Source organism: Parahoeflea olei, assembly GCF_001703635.1.
GTDB classification, from domain to species: Bacteria; Pseudomonadota; Alphaproteobacteria; order Rhizobiales; family Rhizobiaceae; genus Hoeflea; species Hoeflea olei.
The window spans coordinates 285,767-297,417 of the sequence record NZ_LQZT01000001.1; the positions used below are offsets into that span (position 1 = coordinate 285,767).

15 protein-coding genes are annotated in these 11,651 nt (G+C 66.2%); 11 read left to right on the top strand and 4 right to left on the bottom strand.

The window, feature by feature from the left end:
• Positions 1 to 11: 11 nt before the first annotated feature.
• On the bottom strand, positions 12 to 662 hold the full coding sequence (locus AWJ14_RS01370) for a thiamine phosphate synthase (protein WP_066173875.1): 651 nt from the start codon (positions 660 to 662) through the stop codon (positions 12 to 14).
• Positions 663 to 755: 93 nt separating this feature from the next.
• Between AWJ14_RS01370 and AWJ14_RS01375 the strand changes: the two genes are divergently transcribed.
• The 3 genes from AWJ14_RS01375 to AWJ14_RS01385 all read left to right on the top strand — a co-directional run bounded on the left by AWJ14_RS01375 (position 756) and on the right by AWJ14_RS01385 (position 3,676).
• Positions 756 to 1,532 (top strand): sulfite exporter TauE/SafE family protein, encoded by a 777-nt coding sequence (locus tag AWJ14_RS01375; protein WP_066173878.1) that lies wholly within the window; start codon positions 756 to 758, stop codon positions 1,530 to 1,532.
• Between the two features lie 67 nt (positions 1,533 to 1,599).
• Positions 1,600 to 3,249, top strand: a complete 1,650-nt coding sequence (locus AWJ14_RS01380) for an acyl-CoA synthetase (RefSeq protein ID WP_066173881.1) — start codon at positions 1,600 to 1,602, stop codon at positions 3,247 to 3,249.
• Between the two features lie 169 nt (positions 3,250 to 3,418).
• Complete coding sequence (locus AWJ14_RS01385) at positions 3,419 to 3,676, top strand: ArsR/SmtB family transcription factor (RefSeq protein WP_066173884.1); 258 nt, start codon at positions 3,419 to 3,421, stop codon at positions 3,674 to 3,676.
• 144 nt (positions 3,677 to 3,820) lie between these two features.
• Here AWJ14_RS01385 and AWJ14_RS01390 read toward each other — a convergent pair whose 3' ends face one another.
• On the bottom strand, positions 3,821 to 4,000 hold the full coding sequence (locus tag AWJ14_RS01390; RefSeq protein WP_066173887.1) for a YdcH family protein: 180 nt from the start codon (positions 3,998 to 4,000) through the stop codon (positions 3,821 to 3,823).
• Positions 4,001 to 4,209: 209 nt separating this feature from the next.
• On the opposite strand from AWJ14_RS01390, the gene AWJ14_RS01395 reads away from it, so the two are divergent.
• The 6 genes from AWJ14_RS01395 to AWJ14_RS01420 all read left to right on the top strand — a co-directional run bounded on the left by AWJ14_RS01395 (position 4,210) and on the right by AWJ14_RS01420 (position 8,216).
• The gene (locus tag AWJ14_RS01395) at positions 4,210 to 4,413 is read left to right on the top strand and encodes a YdcH family protein (RefSeq protein ID WP_066173889.1); all 204 of its coding nucleotides are present in this window, start codon (positions 4,210 to 4,212) and stop codon (positions 4,411 to 4,413) included.
• Positions 4,414 to 4,477: 64 nt separating this feature from the next.
• Positions 4,478 to 4,978, top strand: coding sequence for a 5-(carboxyamino)imidazole ribonucleotide mutase (gene purE, locus AWJ14_RS01400; protein WP_066173893.1), 501 nt, complete (start codon positions 4,478 to 4,480; stop codon positions 4,976 to 4,978).
• Entirely contained in the window at positions 4,975 to 6,078 is a 1,104-nt protein-coding gene (locus AWJ14_RS01405; RefSeq protein WP_066173896.1) for a 5-(carboxyamino)imidazole ribonucleotide synthase, read from the top strand. The genes purE and AWJ14_RS01405 overlap by 4 nt, the downstream gene beginning before the upstream one ends.
• Before the next feature lie 157 nt (positions 6,079 to 6,235).
• A complete protein-coding gene (gene ykgO, locus AWJ14_RS01410) occupies positions 6,236 to 6,361 on the top strand; it encodes a type B 50S ribosomal protein L36 (RefSeq protein ID WP_003497670.1) in 126 nt (41 codons plus the stop codon).
• A gap of 70 nt (positions 6,362 to 6,431) precedes the next feature.
• A complete protein-coding gene (locus AWJ14_RS01415) occupies positions 6,432 to 7,043 on the top strand; it encodes a tetratricopeptide repeat protein (RefSeq protein WP_066173900.1) in 612 nt (203 codons plus the stop codon).
• A gap of 114 nt (positions 7,044 to 7,157) precedes the next feature.
• Positions 7,158 to 8,216, top strand: a complete 1,059-nt coding sequence (locus tag AWJ14_RS01420; protein WP_066174774.1) for an alpha/beta fold hydrolase — start codon at positions 7,158 to 7,160, stop codon at positions 8,214 to 8,216.
• Between the two features lie 12 nt (positions 8,217 to 8,228).
• Here AWJ14_RS01420 and pyk read toward each other — a convergent pair whose 3' ends face one another.
• Together pyk and AWJ14_RS01430 are read right to left on the bottom strand one after the other, a co-directional pair.
• The gene (gene pyk / locus AWJ14_RS01425) at positions 8,229 to 9,668 is read right to left on the bottom strand and encodes a pyruvate kinase (protein WP_066173903.1); all 1,440 of its coding nucleotides are present in this window, start codon (positions 9,666 to 9,668) and stop codon (positions 8,229 to 8,231) included.
• Positions 9,668 to 10,111: a DUF1036 domain-containing protein gene (locus AWJ14_RS01430; protein WP_139112508.1), complete on the bottom strand. Its 444-nt coding sequence runs from the start codon at positions 10,109 to 10,111 to the stop codon at positions 9,668 to 9,670. Before AWJ14_RS01430 ends, pyk begins: the two co-directional genes overlap by 1 nt.
• A gap of 243 nt (positions 10,112 to 10,354) precedes the next feature.
• Here AWJ14_RS01430 and AWJ14_RS01435 point away from each other — a divergent pair, with 243 nt between their 5' ends.
• Complete coding sequence (locus tag AWJ14_RS01435; RefSeq protein ID WP_066173908.1) at positions 10,355 to 11,137, top strand: N-formylglutamate amidohydrolase; 783 nt, start codon at positions 10,355 to 10,357, stop codon at positions 11,135 to 11,137.
• A 138-nt stretch (positions 11,138 to 11,275) separates the two neighbouring features.
• Positions 11,276 to 11,542: a DUF2312 domain-containing protein gene (locus AWJ14_RS01440; RefSeq protein ID WP_066173911.1), complete on the top strand. Its 267-nt coding sequence runs from the start codon at positions 11,276 to 11,278 to the stop codon at positions 11,540 to 11,542.
• Positions 11,543 to 11,651 lie beyond the last annotated feature (109 nt).

The window sequence follows — 11,651 nt, forward strand, 5'->3', positions numbered from 1 at the left end:
GGTCGTGACTATCACCCGAACCGTGGCGCTTTTTCGTCAAGCGTGGCGTTGATTTCCGCCACCAGCCGCGGGGCTTCCGTCGGGTCGGAGAACACGGCCTTCGAGAAGGCGATGAACTCGGCGCCGGTCTTTGCCATGTCCTCGACGAAGGCCAGGCTGGTGCCGCCCATGACGATGCAGGGGATCTCGATCATGTCGGCCCACCATTCGGCGAGCGCCAGATTCTTGGAATGCGGCTCGGGCTTGATGTCGCCGGCAATCGAGCCGAACATCACGTAATCGGGCTGCGCCTCGCCGATCGACAGCGCCGCATGGCGCTCGCGCGCATTGCCGCCGCCGACGATCATGCCGGGCGAGTGGCGTTCGATCGCTTCGGCCATCGCCGTGGGCCCGACTTCCAGATGCAGCCCGTCGCAGCGCACCCGGCCGGCCACCCGGGTGTCGCCGGCCACCAATGCGGCGGCTCCGGCTGCCTGGATCACCGGAACCACCGCCTCGCAGCGCTTCTGGAAGCTTTTGTCGTCGAGCGCGTGCTGGGGCACGATCACCGAAGCGACGTCGCCGCCGCGCAGCGCGTCGCCGATCACGTTCGCCAGACCGGCGGGGTCGGCGATGTCGGGCGCAACGAGGACAAGGCGGCAGCGGGTGGTCGGGTCGGTCATCGGGGTTCCTGTCGGGGCCTTGTGCTGAAAGCCAATATGGCCAAGTCGAAGCAAACGGGATAGACCGGCACGGCACAAGGATCAACTACCCCGATGATCACGGATCCGTACTTCTATGCCGCGGCGATTCCGGCGGTGGTCATGGTCGGCCTTTCGAAAGGCGGCTTCGGCGGCGCGATGGCGCTGCTGGGCGTGCCGTTGATGGCGCTGGCGATCTCGCCGGTCCAGGCAGCCGCGATCCTTCTGCCGATCCTGATCGTGATGGATGTCGTCAGCCTGTGGAGCTGGCGCAGCCACAGCGACCCCAGGACGCTTTTCATCATGGTGCCGGGCGCGCTCGGCGGCATCGGGATCGGCTGGCTGACGGCCGCGTGGGTGACGGCGGACATGATCAAGCTGATCGTCGGCGCGGTGGCGCTTTGGTTCGTCTGGCGCTTTCTCGCGCAGAACCTCGCCGCCGCCCGCTCCGGGCTGAAACAGCCGCCGCAGCCGCACCGCCCGGCCCGGGGCCTGTTCTGGGGCGCGCTCGCAGGATTTACGAGCTTCGTCTCCCATGCCGGCGGCCCGCCTTACCAGATCTACACGCTGCCGCTCAAACAGGATCCGAAGACCTATACCGGAACCAGCGTGCGCTTCTTCGCCATCATCAACGCGATCAAGCTCGTGCCCTATTTCGCGCTCGGCCAGTTCGACACCGCCAACCTGTCGACCTCGCTGGCGCTCGCTCCGCTCGCCCCGGTGGCGACGCTCGCCGGCGCCTACGTCGTAAGACGCATGAAGCCGGACGTTTTCTATCCCTTCATGTATGCTATGGTCCTGTTGGCCGCGCTCAAGCTCATCTGGGACGGGTCCGCCAGCCTCCTGGCCTGAGGAGGCCGGCCGTGCCGGGCGACGTCGAGCCGGATCATTCGCGACATCACGGCACAGGAACCAACGCGTGCGCTCCAATCCCTACGAAACCGATCTCGACCGCAATCCCGCCAATTACCAGCCGCTCACCCCGCTTGCGCATCTCGAGCGCGCGGCGCTGATCCACCCCGAGCACACCGCGATCATCCATGGCCGGCTGCGGGTGAGCTACCGGGAATTCCTGGAGCGCTCCCGGCGCCTCGCCAACGCGCTCGCAGCGCTCGGCATCGCCAAGGGCGACACGGTTTCGGTGATGCTGTCGAACACGCCGGCGATGCTCGAAGCCCATCACGGCGTGCCGATGACGGGCGCGGTGCTGCATTCGATCAACACCCGGCTCGACGCCGAGGCGATCGCCTTCCAGCTCGACCATGCCGAAAGCAAGGTGCTGATCGTCGACCGGGAATTCTCGGCCGTCGTGGCCACCGCGCTCGCCCGCGCACAGGTGCAGCCGGTGGTGATCGACTATGACGACAGCGAATATCCCGACAGCGCCCCCTTCCCCAAGGGCGAGCGCATCGGCAGCCAGGACTACGAGGCCTTCGTGCAGTCGGCCGCGGCGGACTTCACCCGCACGCTGCCGCACGACGAATGGGATTCGATCTCGCTCAACTACACCTCCGGCACCACCGGCAACCCGAAGGGCGTGGTCTATCATCACCGCGGCGCCGCGCTGATGGGCTATGCCAATGTGATCGCCTCGGGCATGGGCCGTCACCCGGTCTATCTGTGGACGCTGCCGATGTTCCACTGCAACGGCTGGTGCTTTCCCTGGACGCTGGGCGTCGTCGGCGGCACCCATGTCTGCCTGCGCTGGGTGCGCGCCAAGGCTATGTATGATGCCATCGCCGACCATGGCGTGACGCATCTCTGCGGCGCGCCGATCGTGATGTCGACGCTGCTGAACGCCGACGAGGCCGACAAGCGCGACTTCCCGCAGACGGTGAGCTTCAACACCGCCGCCGCCCCGCCGCCCGAAGCCGTGCTTGCAGGCATGGCCGATGCCGGCTTCGAGGTGGTGCATCTCTACGGCCTGACCGAGACCTACGGGCCGGCGGTGGTCAATGAGTGGAAGGCCGAATGGAACGCGCTCGACCGGGCCGCCCGCACCAGCAAGAAGGCGCGCCAGGGCGTACGTTATCCCGTGCTCGAGGACCTCACGGTGATGAACCCCGAAACCATGGAAAAGACACCGGCCGACGGCGAGACCATCGGCGAGGTGATGTTCCGCGGCAACATCGTCATGAAGGGTTATCTGAAAAACCCCGCCGCCAGCGCCGAGGCCTTCCGCGGCGGCTGGTTCCATTCGGGCGATCTGGGCGTGATGCATCCCGACGGCTACCTGCAGCTCAAGGACCGCTCCAAGGACATCATCATCTCCGGCGGCGAGAACATTTCCTCGATCGAGGTCGAGGACGCGCTCTACAAGCACCCGGCGATCCTGGCGGCGGCGGTGGTGGCCAAGCCCGACGACAAATGGGGCGAGACGCCCTGCGCCTTCGTCGAGGTGCGCCCGGGCCACAGCCTGACGGAGGCGGACGTGATCGCCCATTGCCGCAGCCTGCTGGCCCATTTCAAGTGCCCGCGCACGGTGATCTTCCACGAAGTCCCCAAGACCTCGACCGGCAAGATCCAGAAATACCTGCTGCGCGACGAGGCCAAGGCGCTCGGGTCCTGAGGGCCCCGGCGCGCCCCCCCGAGATCCGGCGCAGCGAAGGGGCGCGGCGCGCACCGGAGGGGTGCCTGACTGGGCGGGGGAGAGGGCGAGGCGTTGCGCCGCATCCGCGGCCGGTTGCAGCGCACACAAAGCGCTTGCCGGGCATGGGGGTTTGAACTAGCCTCGCTCAATGACCATGGACGCGTTCCAAGCCATCGCGGACCCCAACAGGCGCTATCTGCTCGAAGAACTGCGCCGGCGCCCGCGCACGGTCAACCAACTCGCCGAAGGCCTGACCATCAGCCGGCCGGCGGTGTCGCAACACCTCAAGGCGCTGCTCGATTGCGGGCTGGTCACCGTCACCAGCCAGGGCACGCGCCGGATCTATGCGATCAACACCGACGGCTTCATGCGCCTCAATCTCTGGGTCGACCAGTTCTGGGGCTGAGCCCCGCCCTCTGAACGCCCCGCTGGCCCGCCGTGCCGTGCATGTCCCCGATGCGCGTGGCGGCTTTTGAGCGTCCCTGTCCGTTCCTTTCACACAAAGACGCGGGGGCAGGCCCCGCGTCATCAACTTGTCATGGAAATCTGATCAGTGTTGCGTCACCGAAGCACGCAGACGGTTGATTTCGTCCTTGATCCGCAGCTTGCGCCTCTTGATGGCCACGATCCGCTCGTTGTGAGCCGAAGGCTGGGCCTGCACGGTGCGCAGTTCCTCGTCCAGTTCGCCGTGTTTTCTTTCGAGTGTGGCAAGATGTGCATCAATCGACATTATCGACTCCTATCGTAGGTTGCCCCGGCACCGGAAGCACCGGAGCAAATCGTTTGGGGACACGGAAAGTGTGCCACGGAGTGGTGCATTTGTCGAAGGTGATTTCTTGATTACAGGTAACTTCCTGTTACACCCGATTCTGTGGTAGGGACGCGCAACGAGAACGAGGTCGGACCGGCGCCGACGGATGCGTGAAACGGGGTAACTGAATGTCCGATCAGGAACAGGCGGAACTTCGCATGCTGGTGGCGCGGTTGCGCCATGAGCACGAGGATTTCGACGTGGCCATCAACGCCATGATACAGACCGGGTGCGATCAATTGCGCATTCAGCGCATGAAGAAAAAGAAGCTCGCGATCAAGGACAAGATCACCGAGCTCGAGGACCAGATCATCCCCGACATCATTGCCTGACACCGGGCCTGACACAGGACCTGATGCAGGGCCCGACCCTGCGCCTGAGATTGGAAAATCCAGCATGAATGCCGCCGAAATGCCGAAGATAGCCGTCATCATGGGCAGCCAGTCGGACTGGTCCACGATGAAACATGCCTGCGACACGCTCGACGAACTTGGCATCGCCCACCGTCCGCTGATCGTCTCCGCGCACCGCACGCCCGACCGCCTGGTGAGCTTCGCCAAGGGTGCGCGCGCCGAGGGCTACAAAGTAATCATCGCCGGGGCCGGGGGCGCCGCGCATCTTCCCGGCATGACCGCCGCCTTCACGCCGCTGCCGGTGTTCGGTGTGCCGGTCGAATCGAAAGCCCTGTCGGGCCAGGACAGCCTCCTGTCGATCGTGCAGATGCCCGCGGGCATTCCCGTCGGCACGCTCGCCATCGGCAAGCCCGGCGCGGTCAATGCCGCCCTTCTCGCAGCCAGTGTGCTGGCGCTGTCGGACGCTGCACTCGCCGACCGGCTCGACGCCTGGCGCCAGGCCCGTACCGATGCAGTGGCGGATGCCCCGGTGAACCAGGAATGAGCGGTGCAGAGGCGAACGCCGGCGCCCTGCCCTCCGGCTCGACGATCGGCATCATCGGCGGTGGCCAGCTCGGCCGCATGCTGGCTATGGCGGCCGCACGGCTCGGCTACCGGACCATCATCCTCGAGCCCGACGTCAATGCGCCCGCCGGCCAGGTCGCCAACAGCCAGATCGTCGCCGCCTATGACGACCCCGAGGCACTCGACCAGCTCGCCATGCTGTGCGACGTCGTCACCTATGAATTCGAGAACGTGCCGGTCGCGGCCGTCAAGGCGCTCGAGGCGCGAATGCCGGTGCGTCCCGGCTCGAAGGCGCTGGAAGTGGCCCAGGACCGCTTGCTCGAAAAGGCGACCGCGCGGGACCTCGGCGCCGAGACCGCGCTGTTCGCGCCGGTGGCGACCCGCGCGGACCTCGATGCCGCGATCGCGGTGACCGGCCTGCCGGCGGTGCTCAAGACCACCCGGCTCGGCTATGACGGCAAGGGCCAGGCCAAGATCGTCCGGCCCGAGGACGCCGACTCGGCCTTTGCCGCCATGAACGGCCAGATGGCGGTGCTCGAATCCTTCGTCCATTTCGAGAGCGAGGTTTCGGTCGTTGCCGCCCGCGGGATCTCGGGCGAGGTGCGCGCCTATGACGTCACCGAAAACATCCACCGCAACCACATCCTCCACACCTCGACCGTCCCCTCCGGCCTCGGTGCCGAGGCCTGCGCCAAGGCGCTCGACATCGCGGCCGGTTTGGGCCGTCATCTCGATTATGTCGGCGTCTTCGCGGTCGAATTCTTTGCCGTGCGCGACGGCGCCGGCCACCGGATGCTGGTCAACGAGATGGCGCCGCGGGTGCACAATTCCGGCCACTGGACGGAAGCGGCCTGCGCGATCTCCCAGTTTGAGCAGCATATCCGCGCCGTGGCCGGCCTGCCGCTGGGCGACCCCGCACGCCATTCCGATTGCGTGATGGAAAACCTGATCGGCGAGGACGTGGCACGGCTCGAAGCCCTGGCCGCCGAACCCGGCGCGGTGATTCACCTCTACGGAAAATCCGAAGCCCGGCCGGGTCGCAAGATGGGCCATGTCACCCGTATTGCGCCGAAAAAATAGCGGTTTGAGGCCGGTCGGGGCCGGGAAAACGCCGCTCCGGAGTTGACAGCAAATGCCCGAGCGGATACATGCCGTGCCAACCGACGAGCGCGTCCCTGCAGGCGCGCTTTTGATTGAATAGACGGCGCGGCCGTCCAGAACCACGCGGATCAGAGCAATGAAGATCAAGAATTCGCTTAAGGCACTCAAGGCCCGTCATCGCGACAACCGTCTGGTTCGCCGCAAGGGCCGGGTTTACATCATCAACAAGCAGAACCCCCGTTTCAAGGCTCGTCAGGGCTGACACGGCGGGCCGCTTGGCCTTCACCGAAATTTGCATTTGAAAAATGGCGCAGGCGGTCTAGTTTTCCGTCATGTGCCATTTTTCGTTTCCGAGCCGTCTCGCCCTGCCTCTCGCCGCTCTGCTGGTCGTGGCCGGCGCTCCGCTTGCCGCACCGGCACAGAGTGTTGCCGAGCCCGAGACTGCGGCCACGCCGGCCAAACCCGCCGATACGCTTGATTCGCTGTTTTCCGAACTCAAGCACGAGCGCGACGAGGAAAAGGCCAAACGCATCGCCAGCCGGATCTGGGCGAAGTGGCGTGATTCGGGCAGCGCCACCGTCAACCTGCTGATGCAGTGGGCCAACACCGCCATCAACGACCAGAAGAACGGGCTGGCGCTCGACCTGCTCGACCAGGCGATCGTGCTGGAGCCGGATTTCGCCGAGGGGTGGAACCGCCGGGCGACGCTGCATTTCATGATGGGCGACCACGCCAAGTCCATGGCCGACATCAACCGCGTGCTGGCGCTGGAGCCGCGCCATTTCGGCGCCATCGCCGGCATGGCCGCGATCCTGTCGGCGAGTGGGAACGACGAACTCGAACTCAGGGCCTGGGAGCAGGTGCTCGAGGTCTATCCCTCCAACCGCCAGGCCCAGGCCAAGGTCGGCGAACTGGCCGATAAGCTCGCGGGCAGTCGCACCTGAGCCGGGCGAGCCCCATGGCGGGGTTGCGCGCCCCTGATCCGTCGGCGCATGGCCGCCGAATCCACCCTCGAGCCCTGGCTGCCGATGTCATTTCGTAACGCGATCCGGACCGTCATGATCATTCTCCTCTCTGCCCTCCTTGTCCTGCTCGCGGGCCTTGCGCTCTTAACCAGGGTGAAGACCCGCGCCATCGAGGCGCGCTATCCGCCGCTCGGCGAGATGATCGATGTCGGCGGCTATGCGCTGCACGCGGTGCACCTGCCCCGGCCCGAGACCGCCGACCTGCCGCCTCTGGTCTTCATCCACGGCGCGAGCGGCAACCTGCGCGACCAGATGGGCGCGTTCCGGTCACACCTCGAAGGACGTGCGGAAATGCTGTTCATCGACCGGCCGGGGCACGGCTGGTCGGAGCGCGGCGGCAGCGAGAACGACACGCCCGACGGCCAGGCCGATGCCATCGCCCGGGCGATGCGCGCCAAGGGCATCGACCGCGCCGTGATCGTCGGCCATTCCTTCGGCGGGGCGATCGCCGCGAGCTTTGCGCTCGCCCATCCCGACATGACCGAAGGCCTGGTGTTCCTGGCGCCGGCAAGCCATCCCTGGCCGGGCGGCATCGCCTGGTACTATACGCTGACCAACCTGCCCGTGATCGGGCCGCTGTTCGCCCATACGCTGGCGCTGCCGGCGGGCCTGACCCGGATCGACAGCGGCTCGGCCTGCGTGTTCGCCCCGAACCCCATGCCCGCCGACTATGTCGCCGAGACCGCGCCGGCGCTGGTACTCAGGCCCGGTGCCTTCCGCAGCAACGCCATCGATATCGCCAATTTCAAGGCCTATGCGATGCGCACGGCGCCACGCTACAGGGAGATCAAGGCGCCGACGGTGATCATCACCGGCGACAGCGACGGCATCGTGCTCGCGCATATCCATTCCGAAGGACTGGCCCAGGCCATCGCCGGCTCGAAGCTGATCTGGGTGCGCAATCTTGGCCACAAGCCCGACTACGTGACCACCGCCCTGGCAGTGGCCGCGATCGAGACCGTGGCCGGCCGCGCAGTCGATCTCGACGCGGCGGCGCGTGAGGCCCAGGCGGCGCTGCGCGACGACCACGCGCGCTGCCCCGGCGGGGACGATGCCCCGCTGGGACAGCAAGCAGCGATGTCGGGAACCTGAGCCGATCCGGGATCAGATGCCGGTCATGCCGTCCGAGCCGATATAGGCGATGCGCAGCATGTTGGTCGACCCGGGCGTGCCGAGCGGGACGCCGGCGGAAATGATGATGCGGTCGCCGGGCTTGCCGAAACCTTCGCGGAAGGCGATGCGGCAGGCGCGATCCACCATGTCATCGAGGTCGGTCGCATCTTCCGTCACCACGCAATGCAGACCCCAGACCACCGACAGCCGTCGTGCGGTCTGGTAGACCGGCGACAGCGCGATGACCGGCACGTTTGGCCGTTCGCGCGCGGCGCGCAGGCCGGTATTGCCCGACGAGGTGTAGCACACGATCGCCGAGAGATTGAGGGTTTCGGCGATCTGCCGCGCGGCCAGCGAAATCGCATCGGCGCCGGTGGCTTCAGGCTGCGGGCGCTGCGAATAGATGATGCCGGGATAGTTCGGATCGCGCTCGACCTTGCGGGCGATCGACGCCATCATCGTCACCGCCTCGACCGGATAGTCGCCCGCCGCCGATTCCGCCGACAGCATCACCGCATCCGCGCCCTCGAACACGGCCGTCGCCACGTCCGAGACTTCCGCGCGGGTGGGAACCGGGGCCGAAATCATCGATTCGAGCATCTGGGTTGCCACCACCACCGGCTTGCCGGCGCGCCGGCAGGCACGGGTGAGCTGCTTCTGGATGCCCGGCACCGATTCGATCGGCATTTCCACGCCGAGATCGCCGCGCGCCACCATCAGCGCATCCGAAAGCTCGATGATCTCGTCGATGCGCTCGAGCGCCTGGGGCTTTTCGATCTTGGACATCAGCCCGACGCGGCCGCGGGCGATCTTGCGGACTTCCGCGAGATCCTCGGGCCGCTGGATAAAGGACAGCGCCACCCAGTCGACATCGTTGGTGGCGAGCACGGCATCGAGGTCGGCCCGGTCCTTTTCGGTGAGCGCACCGACTCCGAGCGTGGTGTCGGGCAGGCTCACGCCCTTGCGGTCGGAGATCTTGGTGCCGCTGACGACGGTGCAGGTGATCGAGGTCTTGTCGGATTCGACGGCAAGCAGCTGCAGCCGGCCGTCATCGATCAGCAGCCGGTGACCGGGCTGCACCGCCTCGAGGATTTCCGGATGCGGCAGGAACACGCGCGTCGAATCACCGGGCTCGTCGCGGTTGTCGAGCACGAAGGTCTGGCCTGCGCTGAGCGTCACCGATCCTTCGGCGAACTTGCCGACCCGGAGCTTGGGACCCTGCAGGTCGGCGAGGATGCCGATCGGGCGCCCGCACTCGCGTTCCACCGCGCGGATGCGGCCGATCAGGGTCCGCATCAGCTCATGGCTCGAATGGCTCATGTTGATGCGGAACAGGTCGGCGCCCGCCGCGTGCAGCTTGCGGATCATGTCTTCGTCGGAAGACGCGGGTCCGAGGGTTGCGAGGATTTTTACGTTGCGTAGCCGCTTCATCAATTCTGGCTTTCCGGGGCTTCCGGGGCATCAGAGAGCTGGACCATCCAACTGCCTTGCCGTCCGGTGTCGTATTCCTTGAACCCCACGCGCTGGAAACCACGGGCGAAACAGTCTTCGACCCCGACAATCCGGAACTCGTTGTCGGCCACACACATATTGATATTCCCGGCCCAGCGGCCACCGCCGCTGGCATCCTCGGCATAAAGGTAATAGTAGCGTGATCCGAGTTGGCCCTCGATCAGCGTCGCGCAGGAATTGGCCGGAATCTGCCACCAGCCTTCCGTGACCCAGCCTTCCGCCGTGCGGTAGCCGATGGCACCGCCGACGAGCGATTGGGTTCCGTTGCAGACCCTGAAATCCGCCCGGGCTTCAGCCGTGCCCGCGAGCACCAGCGCACCGAGCGCCAGGGGAACAAGTGCCGCAGATCTGAAAAGGGACATACAGGCTCGTGGCAACGTGCGAAACATCAATTCCGGTCAGTCTCCGCTTGGGGCGTTCGGGTTGCTTTTTGCGCCGGGAGGTTCGGAAAGTCAACGAAAGACCAGAGCTCCGAACGCCCTGTCCGCAGGCTACCACAAACTCGCCGAAAACAAAGAACCCGATGGCTGCTGTTGCCCCATTCCTGCGGCTATGCCATTGATCCGATCCTGTTCCCGCCCACCAACCCGGTACCCTGATCCGCCATGTCCGGCTTTGCGCCCTTCCAGATCATTCCCGGCGATCCCGCCCCCGGGCTGGTGATTCTCGCCGATCACGCGATGAACCGTCTGCCCTCCGAATATGGCGACCTGGGGCTGCCCGCCGAAGCCTTCGCCCGCCACATCGCCTATGACATCGGCGTCGAGGACGTCACCCGCGGCCTGTGCGCGCGGCTCGGGGTGCCCGGCGTGCTCGGCTGCTTTTCGCGCCTGCTGATCGACCCGAACCGCGGCGAGGACGACCCGACGCTGATCATGAAACTCTCGGACGGCATGGTCATCCCGGCCAATCACCCGCTTGACGACGCGGAGCGCGAACGCCGGCTCCGCCTGTTTCACCGGCCCTATCACGACGCGGTCGATACCGTGATCGGCGAAACCTGGCGCCGCTCGGGCAAGCCGCCGCTGGTGATCTCGGTGCATTCCTTCACGCCCGCCTGGAAGGGCGTCCCGCGGCCGTGGCACGCCGGCGTGTTGTGGGACACCGATCCGCGCGGGCCGCGGCTGATGATCGATCTGCTGCGCGCAGATCCGTCGCTGACGGTGGGCGACAACGAGCCCTATGACGGGGCGCTCAGGGGTGACACCATGCACCGGCATTGCTCGACCACCGGGCTTGCCCATGCACTGGTCGAAATCCGCCAGGACCTGATCGGCGACGCCGAAGGCGTCGCGGCCTGGGTCGACCGGCTGGCGCCGATCCTTGCCACCATGACGGCGCAGTCCGACCTGCACGAGGTTCAGCATCATGGCTCCCGGGCGGTCTGAGGCACGGCTGCAACGCGTGTCCACAGGAGCGGGAATAATCCGGCCCGATCGCTGAAACGCCCTTGACCCGACGCCGGTCAAGGGGCACTTGAAGCCTCACACATCAACCCCCCAATCTGTCCTTTCAGGAGTGTCCCCATGTCTGATGCCGGCGCCGTCGCCCGCGACCAACTCCGTTCCATCGTGGAACGCATTGAACGGCTGGAAGAAGAAAAGAAGACCATTGCCGACGACATCAAGGATGTCTACGGCGAGGCCAAGGCCAACGGTTACGACACCAAGGTGCTGCGCAAGATCATCGCCATCCGCAAGCAGGACCAGAACGACCGGCTCGAGCAGGAAGCGATCCTCGACACCTATCTGCACGCGCTCGGCATGGTGCCGGGTCCCGACGACGCCGAGTGAGCCCGAACGCCTGACCCGGACCGGCCGGCATACGGCCGGTCCCGCCTATCCGCCGACGAGGCTTGGGCCAGCATCATGCAAGCCGGCCGTCGGCCCGGGCCTTCAAGGC

Bases quoted from the DNA above. Each gene is read 5' to 3' on its own strand.
- AWJ14_RS01370 (WP_066173875.1), bottom strand. From the start codon at position 662: ATGACCGACCCGACCACCCGCTGCCGCCTTGTCCTCGTTGCGCCCGAC.
- AWJ14_RS01375 (WP_066173878.1), top strand. From the start codon at position 756: ATGATCACGGATCCGTACTTCTATGCCGCGGCGATTCCGGCGGTGGTC.
- AWJ14_RS01385 (WP_066173884.1), top strand. From the start codon at position 3,419: ATGACCATGGACGCGTTCCAAGCCATCGCGGACCCCAACAGGCGCTAT.
- AWJ14_RS01390 (WP_066173887.1), bottom strand. From the start codon at position 4,000: ATGTCGATTGATGCACATCTTGCCACACTCGAAAGAAAACACGGCGAA.
- AWJ14_RS01395 (WP_066173889.1), top strand. From the start codon at position 4,210: ATGTCCGATCAGGAACAGGCGGAACTTCGCATGCTGGTGGCGCGGTTG.
- purE (WP_066173893.1), top strand. From the start codon at position 4,478: ATGAATGCCGCCGAAATGCCGAAGATAGCCGTCATCATGGGCAGCCAG.
- AWJ14_RS01405 (WP_066173896.1), top strand. From the start codon at position 4,975: ATGAGCGGTGCAGAGGCGAACGCCGGCGCCCTGCCCTCCGGCTCGACG.
- ykgO (WP_003497670.1), top strand. From the start codon at position 6,236: ATGAAGATCAAGAATTCGCTTAAGGCACTCAAGGCCCGTCATCGCGAC.
- AWJ14_RS01415 (WP_066173900.1), top strand. From the start codon at position 6,432: ATGTGCCATTTTTCGTTTCCGAGCCGTCTCGCCCTGCCTCTCGCCGCT.
- AWJ14_RS01420 (WP_066174774.1), top strand. From the start codon at position 7,158: ATGATCATTCTCCTCTCTGCCCTCCTTGTCCTGCTCGCGGGCCTTGCG.
- pyk (WP_066173903.1), bottom strand. From the start codon at position 9,668: ATGAAGCGGCTACGCAACGTAAAAATCCTCGCAACCCTCGGACCCGCG.
- AWJ14_RS01430 (WP_139112508.1), bottom strand. From the start codon at position 10,111: ATGTCCCTTTTCAGATCTGCGGCACTTGTTCCCCTGGCGCTCGGTGCG.
- AWJ14_RS01435 (WP_066173908.1), top strand. From the start codon at position 10,355: ATGTCCGGCTTTGCGCCCTTCCAGATCATTCCCGGCGATCCCGCCCCC.
- AWJ14_RS01440 (WP_066173911.1), top strand. From the start codon at position 11,276: ATGTCTGATGCCGGCGCCGTCGCCCGCGACCAACTCCGTTCCATCGTG.